Raw genomic sequence first — 17985 nt, 5'->3', positions numbered from 1 at the left:
CGTGGCCGAATGCCGCGGGCCCCGTTCCGCGGCCTGCCCTGGCGTGCGCGCCTGCTGTCGCTGGGCGCGCTGGCCGCCGTCACGGTGATCTGCGGAGTGATCGTCTGGCATGTGGGGGTGAAGGTCGCCTACATGCGCGGCAACCTCCTGCTGCCGACGTACACGGTGCTGGTCAGCAGTTACGTCATCAGCCGCTTCGTGCTCGCGGCGTTCTACCGGCCGCCGCGCGACGCCGGCATCGCGCCCTCCGTCGCGATCGTGGTGCCCGCCTACAACGAGGGCCAGGCCGTCGCCCGGACGATCCACTCCTGCCTCGGGCTCGACTACCCCCCGGACAGGCTGGAGATCGTCGTGGTGAACGACGGCTCCACCGACGACACCTGGGACCGCATGCGGGAGGCCGCCGCGCGGTACCCGCGGGGACGGGTGCGGTGCGTCGACCTCGGCGGCAACAAGGGCAAGCGCGCGGCGATGGCGGCCGGGATCCGGGCGACGTCGGCGGAGATCCTGGTGTTCGTCGACTCCGACTCGATGCCGGCGCCCGGCTCCGTCCGGCTGCTGGTCCAGGGGTTCGCGGACGCGAAGGTCGGCGCGATCTCCGGCCTCACCTACGTCCGCAACGCCGAGAGCAACGTGCTGACGCGGATGCAGGCGGCGCGGTACTACGTGTCGTTCCAGCTGCTCAAGAGCGCCGAGTCGGTGCTCGGCGCGGTCACCTGCTGCTCGGGCTGCTTCGCCGCGTACCGGCGGGCGGCGATCGCGCCGCTGCTGGACGCGTGGGAGCACCAGCGGTTCCTCGGCGTCGAGTGCACCTACGGCGACGACCGGGCGCTCACCAACCGGGTCATCAAGTCCGGCTGGACGACGCGCTACGACGCCCGCGCCGAGGCGTGGACGGACGCCCCCGACCGGTACCGCAAGTTCTTCCGGCAGCAGCTGCGCTGGAAGAAGTCGTGGAGCCGGGAGGGGCCGCTGCTGCTGGCGCACGTGTGGCGGAGCCGGACGCGCGCGCTGCCGTCCATCGCCGTGCAGACGATCGCGGGCCTGCTCAGCCCGATCGTGGTGATCTACAGCCTGGCCACCCCGCTCGCGGGCGGCCGCTTCCCGATGATCTACTTCCTCGGCCTGTACCTGGTGTCGATGGGGTACGCGCTGACCTACCGGATGCTGCGCGACGACGGCATGTGGATCTACGCGTTCATCGGGACGTTCTTCTACGTCGCGTTCTCCCCCCAGCTGCTGTGGGCGATCGCGCGGATCCGGGACGGCAAGTGGGGCACCCGGGACGCCGAGACGCCTGCGCCGCCGTCCGCGCCGCGCCCGATGCAGGTGTACAGCGCGGCGGCGAGCGATGGGTGAGCGGGCGGAGCCGGCGCCGTGGGAGCGGCCGCCGCCCGGCCGCTCCACCCGGGTCTTCCGGGCGTTCACCGGCCTGGTGTTCCTGTGCGCGCTCGTCCTCGCGGTCACGACGTGGGTGACGCTGAGCCGACCGTTCGACCCGGGCCAGAAGGCGGCGCTGACCGTCCGGCTGGACCCGGCCGCGGCGCGGACGGCGGCGGCGCTCCCCCGGTATCCGGGGTCGGTGCTCGTCCTGACCTACCACGGGGTGTCCGACACCGACCACGCCGGCAGCACGCTGTCGCGCCGGATGTTCGGCGAGCACATGGCGGCGCTGGCGGCGGCCGGGTACCGGACCGTCCGGCTGCGGGACGTGGAGGACCTCATCGCGCACCGGTCCGTCCGGCTGCCGCCGCGCGCGCTGCTGATCACCTTCGACGACGGGCAGCTCACCGACTGGACGACCGCCGACCCGGTGCTGAAGGCGCACGGCTTCACCGCGGCCGGCTTCCTGACCACCGGGAAGATCGTCCAGCCGGGGACGCCGTCGTACTACCTGTCGACCCGGCAGGTCCGCGACCTCGCCGCGACCGGGCGCTGGGAGTTCGGCTCGCACAGCGACGGCCTGCACGACCTCACCCGGATCCCGGGCGATGTCGCCGCGCCGATGGCGAACCGCGTGCTGGTGGACGGCGGGATGGAGACGATCGGCCACTGGCGGGCCCGCGTCCGCGCCGACCTGGCCCGCAGCCAGCGGTTCTTCACCGGGACGCTCGGCCGCAAGGCCACCGCGTTCTCCTACCCGTTCGGCGAGCCGGGCCGGTCCGGCAACGACCCGCGGATCGCGGCGGAGCTGCCCACGCTGATCCGGCACGCCGGGTTCAGCGAGGCGTTCACCGGCGAGAACGTCCCGACCGACCACGTGGACGCGCTCACCGCGAACGCGCCGCGCTGGGGCCTCGACCGGATCGGCGTCCGCGCCACCACGTCGGTGTCCGACCTGCTGGAGATGGTCCGCGGCGCCGTCCCGACCCCGCTGCCGCACGCGCTGGCGGCGCTGCCGTGGACGGGCGACCTCGCCGCCTGCCGGCGCCACGGGTCCGACCTGCGCGTCACCAGCGACGTCTACGGAAGCTGCCTGCTCACCGGCGCCAACACCAGCCAGTGGACGGACTACCGGGTGACGGCGACGATCTCCGGGATCGACCCGCGCACCAGCGCGGTCATCGCGGTCCGGGACGGCGCCGGCGCGGGCCACCGCGGCCGGGCCGAGGTCGTGGTCGGCGCCGCGTCCGTGCTGGTCCGGCAGCAGATCGGGGTCGCGGACCCGGTCGTGCTCGGCCGCCGCCCGATCGCGGCGCGCGCGGGGGCGCGGGCCGTCCGGATCGAGGTGCGCGGCGCCCGGCTCTCCGTCGCCGTGGGGGGCGGGGCGCCGCTGCGCACCGCCATCGACCCGCGGCTCAACGAAGGAGGCCTCACGTTCGAGATCGCGGCGCGCGACCAGCGCACCCTGATCTTCCGCAGACCGGCGCTCGACCCCCTCCGGGCGCGCTGATCCCCCACCCCCCAACGGAGTCCGACGATGCCTCCTCGAATCCTTCTCCTCCTCCTGGCCACGGCCCTGGTCACCGCCTTCGTCCTCGTCCCGGCGCCCGCGCCCGCGCACGCCGACACCGGCACGGCCGTGTCGCTGACGTTCGACGACGGATCGCAGGACCAGTACGACAACGCCCGTCCCGCGCTCGACAGCCACGGGATGAAAGGGACGTACTACATCAACAGCGCACGGGTCGGCACGTCCGGCTACATGACGCAGGCCGAGATCGCGGCGCTGGAGACCGCCGGGAACGAGATCGGCGGGCACACCATCACGCACGCCGACCTGCCCACCCTGTCCACCGCCGAGCAGCAGCGGCAGGTCTGCGACGACCGCGTCGCGCTGCTCAACATGGGCTTCACCGTCAAGAACTTCGCCTACCCGTACGGGAACGCGAACAGCACGTCCGAGCAGGTCGTGCACGACTGCGGCTACAACAGCGCCCGGACGGTCGGCGGCGTCGTCTCGCCCGGCAGCTGCAACGGCTGCGGGTACGCCGAGACCGTCCCGCCCGCGGACGCCTACTTCACCCAGACCCCCGACTCCGTCAAGACGGGCACGACGCTCGCGCAGCTCCAGGGCTACGTCACGCAGGCGGAGACGCACGGCGGCGGATGGGTGCAGCTCGTCATCCACCACGTGTGCAACGGCTGCGACGACACCTACGCCGTCACCCCGTCCACCCTGTCGTCCTTCCTGAACTGGCTGGCGCCGAGGTCGGCGAACGGCACGACCGTGAAGACGGTCGACCAGGTCATCGGCGGCGGCCTGCAACCGCCCGTCAACGGGCCGCCGTCGCCCACCACCGTGCAGAACCCGTCGCTGGAGGCCGCGACCGGCGGCGTCCCCGACTGCTTCCAGCTCGGCGGCTACGGCACCAACACCTTCGCCTGGACGCGGACCAACGACTCCCGCACCGGCCAGTACGCCGAACGGGTCGACGTCACCGCCCGCACCGACGGCGACCGCAAACTCGTCACCAAGCAGGACGCCGGGACCTGCGCGCCCGCCGCCACGCCCGGCCACACCTACCAGCTCGGGGTCTGGTACAAGGGCACCTGGTCGTCCGGCGTCACCACCAAGATGAGCATCTACTACCGCAACGCCACCGGCGCCTGGACGTTCTGGACGAACGGCCCCACCCTCGCGCAGACGAGCACCTGGCAGCAGACCCTCGTCACCACCCCCGCCGTCCCCGCCGGCGCCACCAACCTCAGCTTCGGCGTCGCCCTGCCCGGAGTCGGCAGCCTCGTCGTCGACGACTTCTCCCTCACGGACCAGGGCACATGACGGATCACCAGGAGACGGCCGGGCCCGCGCGGCCCGGCCGTCCGGCCCGCCGCAGGCGGCACCTCCGCCGGCACCTCACCGAACTCGGCTTCGGCGTCCTCGCGCTCGCCGCGATCGTCCCGCTGGCGCGCGACGCGCTGCTCCCGCAGCGCGGCAGCGCCGACACCGGACGCGCCAGGACCGTCGTCTCCCGCGACATGCTGCAGAGCGCCGACACCGGCAACGCGTGCCGGCGCGGACGCGTCGCCCTCACCTTCGACGACGGCCCCGACGTCTACACCCCGCAGGTCCTCGAAGTCCTGCGCGCCTACAACGTGCGCGCCACGTTCTTCATCATGGGGGAGAAGGCCGCCGCGCGCCCCGACCTGGTCCGCGCGGTCGTCGCCGGCGGCCACCTCGCCGAGAACCACAGCTGGGACCACCCGCACATGGCCGACCTCGACGCCGCCGCCGTGCACCGCCAGCTCGCCGACACCACCGCCGCGATCATGCGGGCCGGCGCGCCGCGGCCCACCCTGTTCCGGCCGCCGTTCGGCAACACCGACGGCCTCGTGGACGGCCAGGCCCGCACGCTGGGGCTGCGGGTCGTCCGCTGGTCGGTCGACACCAACGACTGGCGCGGGCGGCGGCCCGCCGACATCGCCGCCACCGTCCTCGGCCAGGCGGTGCCCGGCTCGGTGGTGCTGCTGCACGACGGCGTCGCCAACTCCGCCGCCACCATCAAGGCGCTCCCGGCGATCATCACCGGGCTCCGCGCGCGGGGGTTCTGCACCGCCCTCGACACGGAGTAGCCGATGGCCTCCCGGCGGACCATCATCGCGAGCGTCGTCGCGGTCGCCGCGCTCCCCCCGGCCATCTGGTCCATGTCCGGCACGGACGGGCCGGACGGCTTCGCGTCCCGCACGTCCGGGCGCGACCGGCTCGTCACCAACGAGTACGCGCACTGGAACCCCCGCGCCTCCGACGCCCGCCGCTCCCCCCAATGGGACGTGACCAGCGGATCCCTCTTCGTCCGGGACGGCGCCGGCTGGTCCGGCCCGCCCGACCTCGCCACCCCGGACGCCCGCTCGTCCACCGGGACCGGGTCGAGCGTGTTCCGGATGAACACCCGCCGCGCCGACTTCGGCGACGTCCGGGTGACGCTGAGGATCCGGGCGCTGCGGTTCGTGCCCGGCGGCGGGCGGGCGCCGACCGAGCCGACCGACGGCGTCCACCTGATGCTGCGCCGCCAGGACCAGACCGAGCTGTACGTCGCGTCGCTGAACCGGCGGGACGGGCTGGTCGTGGTGAAGAAGAAGCTGACCGGCGGCACCGAGAACGGCGGCACCTACGCCACGCTCGCGCAGGCCCGGCACCCGTTCCGGCTCGGCGCGTGGCAGTCGTTCGACGTCCGGATCACCTCCAACGGCCGCTCGCTGGTCACCATCGCCGTCTACCAGGACGGCCGCGAGCTGCTGGAGGCGGTGGACGACGGCCGGCACGGCCCGCCGATCGTCCGGCCCGGCTCGATCGGCCTGCGCGCCGACAACTGCGAGTTCGAGTTCGCGTCCCTGCGCGCCCGTCCCCTCTCCTGACCGGGGAGGCGGTCAGCGGGGGCGGACGGTGCTGTCGCGCAGGATGACGTGGCCGGCGACGCGTTCGATGCGGCTGCGGCGGGTGGCCGGCTCGCGGAGCACGAGGCCCATGACGCGCTCGCCCATCGCCTCCAGCGGGAGCGCGACGGTGGTCAGCGGCGGGGTCAGGTCGCGCACGATCGGGATGTCGTCGAACCCGGCGAGCGACACCTCCGACGGCACCGCGACGCCGTGGTCGCGCAATGCGGCGAGCGCGCCGATCGCCATCACGTCGGTGACCGCGAACACGCAGGTCGGGCGGTTCTCGCGGCGCAGCAGCTCGGTCGCCGCCCGGTACCCGCCGTCCCGGGTGAAGGACGCCTCGATGATGTGCTCCTCCCGCACCCGCACGCCCGCCTCGCCGAGCGCCTCGGTGAACCCGCCGAGCCGGTCGGAGACGGTGGTCAGGGCGCGGGGGCCGGTGAGCACGGCGAAGTCGCGGTGGCCGAGGTCGAGCAGCGCGCGGGCGAGCGCGCCCGCGCTCTCCCGGTTCTGCGGCAGGACGGCGTCGACCTTGAGGCTGCGGTGCCGGCTGAGCACCGCGACGCGTCCGCCGGTGCGCTGGTAGGGGTCGAGTTCGGCGCCCATCGAGCGCTCCCAGTCGCGGTCCTCGAAGCCGGACCCGATCAGCAGGATCGCGCGGGCCCGCTGGGCGCGCAGCATCGCCACGTACTCGATCTCGCGGGACGGGTCGCGGAACGTGCTGGCCAGCATGACCAGCATCCCGTGCTCGGCGGCGGTGCGCATCACGCCGCGGGCGACGGCGGCGAAGTAGGGGTCGCTGACGTCGTGGCAGATCACCCCGACGGCCTTGCTGGAGGAGCTGGCGAGGGCCTGCGCGTGGGCGTTCGGGGTGTAGCTCAGCTCGGCGGCGGCGGCCAGGACCCGCTCCCGCAGGTCCGCCCTGACCTGCGACGTCCCGTTGAGGACGCGGGACGCGGTGGCCAGCGACACCTCGGCCTGCCGGGCGACGTCCTGCAGCGTCACGTACGCATGGTCCCCGGTGCGCTCCTCACCCACCGCCTCGGACATCGCGCTCCTCATCGCGGCGCCGCGCGGCGGATCTGTTTGGAAAGACCCTCTTGACCGCGCCGGGCGCCGGTTCTTACGGTACCTCAGAAAGCGCTTTCTGAACGCGCTTTCTCGGCACCGTCCGGAGGAACCATGGTGAGTCAGGGCACAACCGCCGCGAAGCCCGCGGCGGACGCCGCGGGAGTGGTCGAACGCGACCGCCCGGGCACCGGCGAGCGGATCGCGAACGCGCTGGAGTCGGCGTGGCGGCCGGTCGCGCTGCTGGTGGCGTGCTTCGCCGCCTGGTGGGCGATCACCGCGTTCAAACTGGTCGAGGCGTACCTGGTGCCCTCGCCGTGGGCGACGATGAGGCTGATGGGCGACAAGTGGGGCTACATCTGGCACCACACGTGGGTCACCACCTACGAGACGCTGATCGGCTTCGCGCTCGCGGTGGTCATCGGGGTCTTCGCCGCGGTGATCATGGTGTACTCGGCGACGGTCGAGCGCACCCTCTATCCGATCCTGCTGTTCGCGCAGGTCATCCCCAAGATCGCGATCGCGCCGCTGTTCGTGGTCTGGCTCGGCTTCGGCATCGGCCCCAAGATCGTCGTCGCGGTGCTGATCGCGTTCTTCCCGGTGGTGATCTCGATGGTCGCCGGGCTGAAGGCGGTCGACCCGGAGATGCTGGAGCTGTCGTCCACGATGGGCGCGAGCGCCTACGCCACCTTCACCAAGATCCGGCTCCCGGCCTCGCTGCCGCACCTGTTCTCCGGCCTGAAGGTCGCGGTGACGCTGGCCGTCACCGGCGCCGTGGTCGGTGAGTTCGTCGGCGCGAACGAGGGCCTCGGCTACGTGATCCTGCAGGCCAACGGCAACATCGACACCCCCATGCTGTTCGCCGGGCTGCTGGTGATGTCCGCCATCGGCGTCGTGCTCTTCGTCGTCGTCGAGATCGCCGAGAAGCTGCTGCTCCCCTGGCACGCCAGCCGGCGCGGCGACTCGGTCACCACGACCTACTGACCCGCCTCCACGAACCCGGCCCGCCGGCCGGGACCTACCCCACCTATGGAGGACCGTCCCATGAAACTCCGCGTCTTCGCCGCCGCCGTCCTGGCTCCGGCCGTCGCGCTCGCGAGCGCCGCCTGCGGCGGCGGCTCCGACGAGAGCACCAGCGCCTCGGGCAAGAAGCTGAAGAAGGTCACGCTCACCCTCAACTGGTACCCCTACGGCGAGCACGCGCCCTTCTACTTCGGCAAGAAGAAGGGCATCTACGAGAAGCACGGCATCGACCTGGAGATCAAGGCGGGCCAGGGCTCGCAGAAGACCGTCCAGGCGACCGGCGCCGGCCAGACCGACTTCGGCTGGGCCGACACCCCGGCGCTGCTCGCCGCCGTCGACAAGGGCATGCCGATCAAGAGCATCGGCGTGTTCCTGCAGACCACGCCCGCGTCGGTGCAGGCGTTCTCGTCCGAGAACCTCAAGAAGCCCGCCGACCTCAAGGGCAAGAAGATCGCCATCACGGCGGGCGACGCGCTCTCGCGCACCTTCCCGGTGTTCCTGAAGAAGAACGGGCTGTCGGACGGCGACGTCCCGCTGCAGAACACCGACCCGGCCGGGAAGATCGCCGCGGTGATCTCCGGCAAGGCCGACGGGCTGGTCGGCTTCGCCAACGACCAGGGCCCGACGGTGGCCGCCAAGTCCGGCAAGCCGGTGTCGTACCTGCGCTACGCCGACTTCGGGGTCAACTTCTTCTCCAACGGCCTGATCGTCGGCGAGCGGAAGCTGAAGAGCGACGGCGGCCTGGCCAAGGAGATGGCCGCGGCCACCAGCGAGGCGTGGGCGGCCGCCGAGGCCGACCCGGCGGGCGCCGTCGCGAGCATGGCCGGCGCGTCCGAGCAGCTGCCCGCGACCCCCGTGGTGACCGAGCAGTTCAAGACCACCCTCACGCTGCTGCACACGCCGGCGACGCAGGGCAAGGCGCCGGGCGTCAACAGCGAGGACGACTGGAAGCAGACGATCGCGCTGTTCCAGCAGACCGGGGTCATCGGCAAGGCCGAGGCGCCCTCGAAGTACTGGTCGCCGCAGGTGGCGGCGCAGGGATGACGGGACGGGCGATGAAGACCATGAGCGAACCGCACCAGGCCGCGGCCGAGCAGTCCTCCGCCGTCGGGATCGACGAGGTGGCCGTCCGCTTCCGCAGCAAGAAGCGCGACGTCACCGCGCTGCGCGAGGTGTCGCTGGACGTCCCGATGGGGGAGTTCGTCGCGATCGTCGGGCCGTCCGGCTGCGGGAAGTCGACGCTGCTGAAGCTGGTCGCCGGGCTGCTCAAGCCGTCCACCGGGGCCGTCCGGCTGCGCGGCGAGCAGGTCACCGGGCCGCGCGCCGACATCGGCTACGTGTTCCAGCGGGCCGCGCTGCTGGAGTGGCGCAGCGCCCGCAAGAACATCCTGCTCCAGGCGGAGATGCGCAGGATGCCGGCCGAGCAGGCGCGCAAGCGCACCGCCGAGCTGATCGAGATGACCGGGCTGACCGGCTTCGAGGACGCGCTGCCGCACGAGCTGTCCGGCGGCATGCAGCAGCGGGTCGCGCTGTGCCGGGCGCTGCTGCACGAGCCGCCCGTCCTGCTGATGGACGAGCCGTTCGGCGCGCTCGACGCGCTCACCCGCGAGCAGCTCAACATCGAGATGAACCGGATCTGGCGGGAGACCGGCACCACCGTCCTGCTCGTCACGCACTCGGTCGCCGAGGCCGCGTACCTGGCGAACCGGGTCGTGGTGATGACCGACCGGCCCGGCACGATCGCCGAGGTCATCGACGTGGACCTGCCGGCGAAGCGGGACTACGCCGAGACCATGGCGCAGCCGGAGTTCGCCCGCGTCACCGGCCGGATCCGCAAGCTCCTCGGCGCCGGCGCGGCGCTCGACTAGACACGCCTCTCTTCACAAGGCTTGGGAAGGAACGGGATGGCACGCAAGTCCATCGGGATCGTCATGAACGGCGTCACCGGCCGGATGGGGTACCGGCAGCACCTGCTGCGGTCGATCCTCGCGATCCGCGAGCAGGGCGGGCTGCGGCTGGCGGACGGCACCGACCTGTGGCCGGAGCCGGTCCTGGTCGGCCGGTCCGAGGCGAAGCTGCGCGACCTCGCGGCGCGGCACGGGCTGGACGCCTGGACGACCGACCTGGACGAGGCGCTCGCCCGTCCGGGCGTGGAGGTCTACTTCGACGCGCAGGTCACCAGCGCCCGCGTCGAGGCGATCCGCAAGGCGGTCGCGGCCGGCAAGCACGTCTACACCGAGAAGCCGCTGGCCGACGACCTGGACGGCGCGCTCGGCCTCGCCAGGCTCGCCGCCGAGGCGGGCATCAAGCACGGCGTGGTGCAGGACAAGCTGTTCCTGCCGGGGCTGCTGAAGCTGAAGCGGCTGATCGACGGCGGCTTCTTCGGCCGGATCCTGTCGGTGCGCGGCGAGTTCGGCTACTGGGTGTTCGAGGGCGACTGGCAGGAGGCGCAGCGGCCGTCCTGGAACTACCGGGCCGAGGACGGCGGCGGCATCATCCTCGACATGTTCTGCCACTGGCGGTACGTGCTCGACGCGATCGCGCCGGTCAGGTCCGTGCAGGCGCTGGGCTCGACGCACATCCCGGAGCGGGTGGACGAGGACGGCAAGCCGTACGAGGCGACCGCCGACGACGCCGCGTACGGGATCTTCGAGCTGGACGGCGGGATCGTCGCGCAGATCAACTCGTCCTGGACGACCCGGGTGTTCCGCGACGAGCTGGTGGAGTTCCAGGTGGACGGGACGGAGGGCTCGGCGGTCGCGGGGCTGCGGCGCTGCCGCGTCCAGCACCGGTCGATGACGCCGAAGCCGGTGTGGAACCCCGACCTGCCGGCGACGGAGGACTTCCGCGCGCAGTGGCAGGAGATCCCGGACAACACCGAGTTCGACAACGGCTTCAAGACGCAGTGGGAGATGTTCCTGCGGCACGTTACCGAGGACGCGCCGTTCGCCTGGGACTTCTACGCGGGCGCCCGCGGCGTCCAGCTCGCCGAGCTGGGGCTGAAGGCGTGGCGCGAGGGCCGCCGCCTCGAGGTGCCGGAGCTGCGGCGATGAAGATCGAACTGCCGGAGCCGGACGGGACGCTCGTCCCGTACACGATGGGCGAGCCGCGCGCCTATCCCCCGCCGCCGGGGCCGCCGTCGTCGCGGGTCGCCTTCGCCGCCGCCCACGTGGTCGCCGACCCGTTCGGCGACTCGCTGGACTGGGACGCGACGCTGGCGTTCCGCCGCCACCTGTGGTCGTACGGGCTGGGCGTCGCGGAGGCGATGGACACCGCGCAGCGCGGCATGGGGCTGGACTGGGCGACGACCCGCGAGCTCATCGTGCGCAGCTGTGAGGAAGCGCTTTCAGTAGGTGGCCGGATCGTCTGCGGCGCGGGCACCGACCAGCTCCCGCCCGGCCCCGCCTCGCTGGAGGCGATCACCACCGCCTACGAGGAGCAGCTCGCCGTCATCGAGGGCGCTGGCGCCGTCCCGGTGCTGATGGCGAGCCGCCACCTCGCCGCCGCCGCGCGCGGGCCGGAGGACTACGCGGCGGTGTACGGGCGGCTGCTGTCGCAGCTGCGGCGCCCGGCCGTCCTGCACTGGCTCGGCCCGATGTTCGACCCGGCGCTGGAGGGCTACTGGGGCTCGTCCGACCTGGACGCCGCCACCGACGCGGTCCTGGCGCTGATCCGCGAGCACGCCGCGGCGGTCGACGGCGTCAAGATCTCGCTGCTGGACGCCGGCCGCGAGATCGCGCTCCGGCGGCGGCTGCCGGCCGGCGTGCGGCTCTACACCGGCGACGACTTCAACTACCCGGAGCTGATCAAGGGGGACGCCGAGGGGCACAGCGACGCGCTGCTCGGCATCTTCGACCCGATCGCCCCGGCCGCCGCCGCCGCGCTGCAGGCCCTCGACCAGGGCTCGGACGCCTACGACGAGATCTTCGCGCCGACCCTGCCGCTCGCCCGGCACATCTTCGAGACCCCCACCTTCTACTACAAGACCGGCGTCGTCTTCCTCGCCTGGCTGGCCGGGCACCAGCGGCACTTCCGGATGGTCGGCGGGCTGGAGTCGGCGCGGTCCGTCCCGCACCTGTCCCGGCTGTTCCGGCTCGCCGACGCGGCCGGGCTCTTCCCCGACCCGGACCTGGCGGCGACCCGGATGCGCGCCTGGCTGACCGTCCAAGGAGCCGCATGACCAGGTTCAGCCTCAACCAGTGGACGACCCGCCACTGGCCCATGCCCGACCTGCTCGCCGGCTGCGCGTCCGCCGGCGTCCGCGGGGTCGGCCTGTGGCGGGAGCCCGTCGCCGAGTACGGCCTGACCCGCACGGCCAAGCTCGTCCAGGAGCACGGCCTGGCGGTCACGTCCCTGTGCCGGGGCGGCTTCTTCCAGCGGCCGGACGCCCTGGAGGACAACCGGCGCGCCATCGAGGAGACCGCGGCGCTGGGCGCGCCCGTGCTGTGCCTGGTCAGCGGCGGCCTGCCGGAGGGGTCCCGGGACGTGGACGGCGCCCGGTCGCGGGTCGCGGACCTGCTCGCCGAGCTCGCGCCGTACGCGGGCGAGCACGGCGTCCAGCTCGCGCTCGAACCGCTGCACCCGATGTACTGCTCGGACCGGTGCGTCGTCGCGACCCTCGCCCAGGCGCTCGACATGGCCGCGCCGTTCCCGCCGTCCCAGGTCGGCGTCATGGTCGACACCTACCACCTGTGGTGGGACCCTGAGGTGTGGGACGGCATCGCCCGCGCGGGCGCGGAGGGCCGGATCGCGCTGTTCCAGGTCGCCGACTGGGTGACGCCGCTGCCCGAGGGCGTCCTGACCGGGCGCGGCATGCTCGGCGACGGCTGCGTCGAGCTGCGCCGGTTCCGCGAGGCCGTGGACGCCACCGGCTACACCGGCCCCATCGAAGTGGAGATCTTCAACGACGAGCTGTGGGCCATGCCCGGCCCGGCCGCCCTCGACCTCGCCCTGTCCCGCTTCGCCCAGCACGTCGAATGACACCCCGGGCAACCTTCGCCCGCGGTGAGTCGCCGCCATGACGGCGGACGGCACGACGCCCCGCCGCGCCCCGGCGCCCGAGGCGGACCGGGGGCGGACGTGGCGGTCGGCGTCGGGCGCCTGGCTCGGGATCGGCACGGCGCCGGGCGCGCTCGTCCTCGGCGCGCAGGTCGGCGGACGGCACGGCGGCGCGCTGCCCGTCGCCGTGCTCGCGGTCGGCGGGGCCGTCATGACCGCGCTGCTCGCCGCGCAGGGACGGCTCGGCCTGCGGCCGCCCGCCGGCGAGGGCACCGGCATGGCCGGGCTCGCGCCGCGCTACCTGCCGCCGGTCGCCGAGCGGGCGTTCACGGCGCTGCTCGCGGTCGCGATGGCGGGCTGGTTCGGGTTCAACGTCGGGCTCGGCGGCGCGGCCCTCGCCGCGCTCACGGGGCTGCCGGACGCGGCCGGCGTCTGCGCGCTGACCGTCCCGCTGGTCGCGCTCCTCCTCGCGGGCGGCGGCCGGTGGAACGCGGTCGCGGTCGTCACCACGCTGACCGCGATCACGCTGATCGGGATCGTCGCGGTGAAGCTCCCTCCGCCCGCGTCCCCGGTGTCGCTCGCGCGGGACGGCCCGTTCGCCGGGCTGGCCGCCGACCTCGCCGGCTACATCGGCTACGTCGCGGTGTTCGCCGTGCGGGCGCCGGACTTCACCGCCGGCCTGCGCGGCCGCGGCGACCTCGCGGCCTGCGTCGCGCTGCTGGTCGGGCCCGCGCTGGCCGCGTCGGTGGTCGGCGCGGGCGTCGCGGCGGCCAGCGGCTCCACCGATGTCGTCGCGGTGCTGGCCGGGCCGGACGGGCTGCCCGCCGCGAACCTGTTCGTCGCCGCGTCCGTGGTCGCGCCGACGCTCGCCACCGTGCACTCCGGCGCCCTCGCCGTCCGCCGCTTCCTCCCGCCCGGCGGGCGGGCCGGCGCGCCGGTGTGGGGCGTGCTGGCGGTCGCGGTGCCCGGGGCGGTGCTGGCCGCGCTGCGCGTCGACCGGATGCTGCTCGACTGGCTGACGGTGCTGGCCGCCGCGCTGCCCGCGCTCGTCCCGCCGATGGCCGCCGAGGCGGCGCGGCGCCGGCGGGGACGGCCCGCCCGTCCCGTCCGGACGTGGATCTGGGCGCCGGGCGCGGTGCTCGCCGTCGCGCTGACGCTCGCCGGCCACGCGGCGGCGGCGCCGGCCGGTCTCGCGGTGTCGGCGGCCGCGACGCTCGTGCACGCCCTGCTCGTCCGCCACCTGCCACTTCGATCCGGGAATCGGCTCCGCATTCGTTCTTGACGCAGGCGGGCGCCGGTCGTACGTTCGTGAAAGCGCTTCCAGAAAGCGCTTTCCTGCCCTTCCCATCCCCCCACACTGGACGGCCGGAATGACAAGACTGAGATGGTGCCTGCTGACGACCCTGGCGCTGCTCGCCGCCCTGTTCACCGTGCTCCCCGCCGGTGCGCAGGCGCGCGACGACGCCCCGATCCTCGACCCCATCCCCGACGACCCCGCCCCGTCCGGACTCGGCCTCGTCCTCAAAGAGGTCGCCCAACTGCCCAAGTCGCAACCCTCCGCGCCGCCCACCGACCCGCGGCTCGACCGCTGGAACCGCATCAACCACGTCGGTGAGCTCCCCGACCACTCGGGCCGGCTCTACGTCCCGGACCTGAACGGCAACCTGTACTTCCTCGACAAGACCGGGAAGTCGCACGTCTACCTGGACGTCAAGGGCACCTTCCCCGACTTCTTCTCCGCGCAGGGGCTCGGCCAGGGCTTCGGGTTCGTCGCCTTCCACCCCGACTTCAAGAAGAACGGCAAGTTCTACACCACGCACGTCGAGGCCGGGAACGCGCTCACGACCAGGACCCCCGACCTCACGGCGCAGCCCAAGACCGCCTTCCACGGCGTCGTCGACGAGTGGACCGCCGACGACCCGAAGGCGCAGACCTTCCACGGCACCCACCGCGAGCTGCTGCGCATCGGCTTCGCCGGACGCATCCACAACCTGCAGCAGATCGACTTCAACCCCAACGCCAAGCCCGGCACCGCCGACTACGGCAAGCTCTACATGTCCGTCGGCGACGGCGGCAACGGCAACGTCGGCGACAACGGCGGCGACCCGCAGAACCTCGGCGTCCCGCAGGGCAAGATCCTGCGGATCGACCCGGCCGGGACCGACTCCGCGAACGGCAAGTACGGCATCCCCGCCGACAACCCGTTCGCCGGCCAGTCCGGCAAGGTCGGCGAGATCTACGCCTACGGCATGCGCGACCCGCACCGCTTCAGCTGGGACACCGGCGGCACGCACCGCATGTTCCTCGCCCACATCGGCGAGCACGAGATCGAGTCGATCCACGAGGTGAAGTCCGGCGACAACATCGGCTGGAGCGAGCGCGAGGGCGCGTTCACCTTCCGCAAGGACGACCGCTGCCACCTGTACCCGCTGCCCGCGGACGACGCCAAGAACAACTACGACTACCCGGTCGCCGCCTACGACCACGACCCGCCCGCGGACTGGAACTGCACCAGCGACACCGGGCACGCGATCTCCGGCGGCTACGTCTACCGCGGTGCCGCCCTCCCCGCCCTGCGCGGTAAGTACCTGTTCACCGACATCGTCGACGGCCGGCTCATGTACACCGAAGAGTCGGAGATGAAGCGGGACCCCGCCGGCAAGCACCGCGCGCAGATCTACTCGCTCGCCGCCTACGACACCCAGGGCAACCCCGTCACGATGAAGCAGCTCGCCGGCAACGACCGCGTCGACCTGCGCTACGGCTCGGACGCCAAGGGCGAGCCCTACCTGCTCGCCAAGGCCAACGGCAAGATCTGGAAGGTCGTCGGCACCAAGGGCTACGCCGGCTGCCGCCCGAACGACATCCGCGAGAGCCGCGTCACCGCCGCCGACAACTGGGCGCCCGTCACCCCGTCGAAGTGGCAGTTCCCCGGCAAGGAGGTCGTCCTCGCCGAGGCCGGCTCCGAGCGCCCCGGCCCGCGCCGCCCCTTCGAGTACGCGGTGCTGAAGTCCGGCCCGGTGCTCGGCTCCACCAAGATCGACGCTGAAGTGCGGCTCGACACCCCGGTCGACATCATCAACCGGGACGTCATCATCGTCTTCGGCTACCAGGACGACACGCACTTCTACTACACGCACCTGTCCACCGACAACAGCATCTACCCCCACAACGGCATCTTCGTCGTCAACGGAGCGGACCGGCTGCGCATCGACCAGCAGTGGAACGCCAACCGCTCGCACGGCGCCCCGCCGACCATCACCGACGCCGACTGGCACCGCGTCCGCGTCACCCACTGCGCCGGCACCGGCGAGATCGCGGTCTACGTGGACGGCTCCACCCGTCCCGCCATGACCGCCCTCGACAAGACGTTCACGTCCGGACGCGTCGGGTTCGGGTCGTTCGACAACATCGGACGGCTCCGCGACCTCACCGTCCACGCGACCCCGGCACAGTAACGGCCTCCCCGGGGCGGGCGGGCCCGGTCCCGCCCGCCCCGGGGGCCACCCGAAGGAGACCCTCCATGCTGCTCCGCCGCCGCGTCACGGCCGCGACCGCCCTGCTCGGCGCGTCCGTCGTCGCCGCCTCACTCGCCACCCCCGCCCAGGCGTCCCCGGCGCCGGGCGTCGCCCCGTCCCTGAAGAAGAACCTCGTCTCCTACTACGACTTCGAACACCCCGTCCGCGGGGACGCCGCCCAGGAACGCGACCTCGGCCGCTCCGGCACCACCATCGGCCTCATCAACGGCGGCGCCGCGATGCGCGTCCGGGACGGCGCCCGCCGGCACGCGATCCAGCTCGGCCAGGTGAACCCGGCCGCCAAGGGCAACGACGACTGGAAGGCCGGCGTCTACTCCGCGTCCGGCGTGCCGTCGCTGCGCGCGTTCAACGCCGTCCGCGGCGCCACCGTCGCCGGCTGGTTCAAGATGACCGGCACGAACCCGTCGCCCAACACCGAGACCGCGAACCCCGACGACGTCTACAACGCCGTCGGCCTCCTCGGGGTGCTGACCGGCGACTCCGACGGCCACGCCGTCCGCGCCCTGCTGGAGATCATCGACGTCTCCGGCACCATGCGCCTGGTCGCCCTCGGCCGCCGCATCGACGGCGGCAGCTCGCAGACGTTCGCCGCGAGCGACGACTGGCACACCCTCCTGCCGCAGAACACCTGGGTGCACCTCGCCGCCACGTTCGACTACGACACCGGCAAGATGGCCCTCTACAAGGACGGCGAGCCCGTGGACGGCTTCTACACCGTCTCCGGCGACCCCTGGAAGCTGCAGGGCACGCCCAGCCCGCACCTCACCTCCGCCACCGACCCGCGCGGCATCAAGATCGGCGGCAGCTACCCGCAGAACACCAGCGAGAAGAACCCCTGCAACTGCCGCATGGACGGCCTGATGTTCCTCGACCGCGCCGTCACCCCCCGCGAGGCGCAGCTCCAATACCGCATCGCCAAACGCTGACCCTCACCCCGGGCCGCCGGCACGCCCCTCCCGCACGCGCCGGCGGCCCTAGCCATGCGCCATGCCCGGCTGCCTTTGCCCCGGTCAAAGCGTTCCCGCCGCCCGGCCTGGACGTCGACGAGTAAGTCGCCCGCTCCCCCGCTGCGCCACATCGCCGACTCGCAGATGCAGACAATGCGGCGGCTGCCTCGCCCCCTTCGGCCTCTTTCCCGCACGCAACCGGTGATCAGGGCCTTCCCGCGCGGAGGCGCGCTCCCAGGCCATCGAAGACGGCTCGCGCCTTCGCCATGGGTTCCTCGATCAGCCGCCGGATCAGTGAGTCCATCGCGGACGCGTGCTGCCGAGCATGAACCTGAACATGCGGGCGCAGCCTCGCAGGAGGAGTATTCAGTATTCGCGGAGAGGCAAGAAGGGCGTTCGTGCGGTGGGGTGGCGCTGGCGTACGGGGCCGCCCCTCCAAAGTCAAGGGCGCCTTCGGCGTCGCTTCGCGATGGACTTCGTCCACCCTTGACTTTGGAGCCTCTGCGGCCCCAGAGGCAGCGCTTAGGGGCAGGCTCCGCCGGCCCCGCCCGGTCGCGCCACCCCACCGCCCCCGAACCAGCGGACCAAGA

At 72.9% G+C, this 17985-nt stretch carries 15 protein-coding genes; 14 read left to right on the top strand and 1 reads right to left on the bottom strand.

The features are described from left to right. Positions 1-9 precede the first annotated feature (9 nt). The 5 genes from ACA514_RS45695 to ACA514_RS45675 are packed head-to-tail and all read left to right on the top strand — an operon-like array spanning position 10 to position 5799. The gene (locus ACA514_RS45695; RefSeq protein WP_375047778.1) at positions 10-1359 is read left to right on the top strand and encodes a glycosyltransferase; all 1350 of its coding nucleotides are present in this window, start codon (positions 10-12) and stop codon (positions 1357-1359) included. Next, the gene (locus tag ACA514_RS45690; protein WP_375047777.1) at positions 1352-2893 is read left to right on the top strand and encodes a polysaccharide deacetylase family protein; all 1542 of its coding nucleotides are present in this window, start codon (positions 1352-1354) and stop codon (positions 2891-2893) included. The genes ACA514_RS45695 and ACA514_RS45690 overlap by 8 nt, the downstream gene beginning before the upstream one ends. A 27-nt stretch (positions 2894-2920) precedes the next feature. Next, a complete protein-coding gene (locus ACA514_RS45685; RefSeq protein WP_375047775.1) occupies positions 2921-4225 on the top strand; it encodes a polysaccharide deacetylase family protein in 1305 nt (434 codons plus the stop codon). Beyond that, complete coding sequence (locus ACA514_RS45680) at positions 4222-5016, top strand: polysaccharide deacetylase family protein (protein ID WP_375047774.1); 795 nt, start codon at positions 4222-4224, stop codon at positions 5014-5016. The genes ACA514_RS45685 and ACA514_RS45680 overlap by 4 nt, the downstream gene beginning before the upstream one ends. A 3-nt stretch (positions 5017-5019) precedes the next feature. Then, entirely contained in the window at positions 5020-5799 is a 780-nt protein-coding gene (locus ACA514_RS45675) for a hypothetical protein (protein WP_375047773.1), read from the top strand. Between the two features lie 12 nt (positions 5800-5811). On the opposite strand, the gene ACA514_RS45670 is transcribed toward ACA514_RS45675, so the two are convergent. Beyond that, on the bottom strand, positions 5812-6870 hold the full coding sequence (locus tag ACA514_RS45670) for a LacI family DNA-binding transcriptional regulator (RefSeq protein WP_375047772.1): 1059 nt from the start codon (positions 6868-6870) through the stop codon (positions 5812-5814). 132 nt (positions 6871-7002) lie between these two features. Here ACA514_RS45670 and ACA514_RS45665 point away from each other — a divergent pair, with 132 nt between their 5' ends. From ACA514_RS45665 to ACA514_RS45625, 9 genes are all read left to right on the top strand, one after another. Next, positions 7003-7872 (top strand): ABC transporter permease, encoded by an 870-nt coding sequence (locus tag ACA514_RS45665; protein WP_375047771.1) that lies wholly within the window; start codon positions 7003-7005, stop codon positions 7870-7872. A gap of 60 nt (positions 7873-7932) precedes the next feature. After that, positions 7933-8955, top strand: coding sequence for an ABC transporter substrate-binding protein (locus ACA514_RS45660; RefSeq protein WP_375047770.1), 1023 nt, complete (start codon positions 7933-7935; stop codon positions 8953-8955). Between the two features lie 20 nt (positions 8956-8975). Continuing rightward, positions 8976-9779: an ABC transporter ATP-binding protein gene (locus ACA514_RS45655; protein WP_375047769.1), complete on the top strand. Its 804-nt coding sequence runs from the start codon at positions 8976-8978 to the stop codon at positions 9777-9779. A gap of 36 nt (positions 9780-9815) precedes the next feature. Continuing rightward, the gene (locus ACA514_RS45650) at positions 9816-10964 is read left to right on the top strand and encodes a Gfo/Idh/MocA family protein (RefSeq protein ID WP_375047768.1); all 1149 of its coding nucleotides are present in this window, start codon (positions 9816-9818) and stop codon (positions 10962-10964) included. Then, positions 10961-12091, top strand: coding sequence for a dihydrodipicolinate synthase family protein (locus ACA514_RS45645; protein ID WP_375047766.1), 1131 nt, complete (start codon positions 10961-10963; stop codon positions 12089-12091). Before ACA514_RS45650 ends, ACA514_RS45645 begins: the two co-directional genes overlap by 4 nt. Then, positions 12088-12891: a sugar phosphate isomerase/epimerase family protein gene (locus ACA514_RS45640; protein ID WP_375047765.1), complete on the top strand. Its 804-nt coding sequence runs from the start codon at positions 12088-12090 to the stop codon at positions 12889-12891. The genes ACA514_RS45645 and ACA514_RS45640 overlap by 4 nt, the downstream gene beginning before the upstream one ends. Positions 12892-12928: 37 nt before the next feature. After that, on the top strand, positions 12929-14191 hold the full coding sequence (locus tag ACA514_RS45635) for a hypothetical protein (protein ID WP_375047764.1): 1263 nt from the start codon (positions 12929-12931) through the stop codon (positions 14189-14191). Between the two features lie 88 nt (positions 14192-14279). After that, positions 14280-16367 carry a PQQ-dependent sugar dehydrogenase gene (locus tag ACA514_RS45630; protein WP_375047763.1) on the top strand — a complete coding sequence of 696 codons (2088 nt, stop codon included), beginning with the start codon at positions 14280-14282 and terminating at the stop codon, positions 16365-16367. Positions 16368-16432: 65 nt separating this feature from the next. Then, positions 16433-17374 carry a LamG-like jellyroll fold domain-containing protein gene (locus ACA514_RS45625; protein ID WP_375047762.1) on the top strand — a complete coding sequence of 314 codons (942 nt, stop codon included), beginning with the start codon at positions 16433-16435 and terminating at the stop codon, positions 17372-17374. The last annotated feature ends 611 nt before the right edge of the window (positions 17375-17985 follow it).

The organism is Actinomadura sp. NTSP31, assembly GCF_041951385.1.
In the GTDB taxonomy this organism is placed as follows: Bacteria; Actinomycetota; Actinomycetes; order Streptosporangiales; family Streptosporangiaceae; genus Spirillospora; species Spirillospora napierensis.
The sequence above is the reverse complement of the archived record's forward strand: the minus strand, read 5'-3'. Positions and strand labels throughout refer to the sequence as shown.

Excerpts from the sequence above, each read along its gene's own strand:
- ACA514_RS45665 (WP_375047771.1), top strand. The coding sequence starts at position 7,003 with ATGGTGAGTCAGGGCACAACCGCCGCGAAGCCCGCGGCGGACGCCGCG.
- ACA514_RS45670 (WP_375047772.1), bottom strand. The coding sequence starts at position 6,870 with ATGTCCGAGGCGGTGGGTGAGGAGCGCACCGGGGACCATGCGTACGTG.
- ACA514_RS45645 (WP_375047766.1), top strand. The coding sequence starts at position 10,961 with ATGAAGATCGAACTGCCGGAGCCGGACGGGACGCTCGTCCCGTACACG.
- ACA514_RS45655 (WP_375047769.1), top strand. The coding sequence starts at position 8,976 with ATGAGCGAACCGCACCAGGCCGCGGCCGAGCAGTCCTCCGCCGTCGGG.
- ACA514_RS45660 (WP_375047770.1), top strand. The coding sequence starts at position 7,933 with ATGAAACTCCGCGTCTTCGCCGCCGCCGTCCTGGCTCCGGCCGTCGCG.
- ACA514_RS45695 (WP_375047778.1), top strand. The coding sequence starts at position 10 with ATGCCGCGGGCCCCGTTCCGCGGCCTGCCCTGGCGTGCGCGCCTGCTG.
- ACA514_RS45650 (WP_375047768.1), top strand. The coding sequence starts at position 9,816 with ATGGCACGCAAGTCCATCGGGATCGTCATGAACGGCGTCACCGGCCGG.
- ACA514_RS45635 (WP_375047764.1), top strand. The coding sequence starts at position 12,929 with ATGACGGCGGACGGCACGACGCCCCGCCGCGCCCCGGCGCCCGAGGCG.
- ACA514_RS45625 (WP_375047762.1), top strand. The coding sequence starts at position 16,433 with ATGCTGCTCCGCCGCCGCGTCACGGCCGCGACCGCCCTGCTCGGCGCG.
- ACA514_RS45630 (WP_375047763.1), top strand. The coding sequence starts at position 14,280 with ATGACAAGACTGAGATGGTGCCTGCTGACGACCCTGGCGCTGCTCGCC.
- ACA514_RS45690 (WP_375047777.1), top strand. The coding sequence starts at position 1,352 with ATGGGTGAGCGGGCGGAGCCGGCGCCGTGGGAGCGGCCGCCGCCCGGC.
- ACA514_RS45685 (WP_375047775.1), top strand. The coding sequence starts at position 2,921 with ATGCCTCCTCGAATCCTTCTCCTCCTCCTGGCCACGGCCCTGGTCACC.
- ACA514_RS45640 (WP_375047765.1), top strand. The coding sequence starts at position 12,088 with ATGACCAGGTTCAGCCTCAACCAGTGGACGACCCGCCACTGGCCCATG.
- ACA514_RS45680 (WP_375047774.1), top strand. The coding sequence starts at position 4,222 with ATGACGGATCACCAGGAGACGGCCGGGCCCGCGCGGCCCGGCCGTCCG.
- ACA514_RS45675 (WP_375047773.1), top strand. The coding sequence starts at position 5,020 with ATGGCCTCCCGGCGGACCATCATCGCGAGCGTCGTCGCGGTCGCCGCG.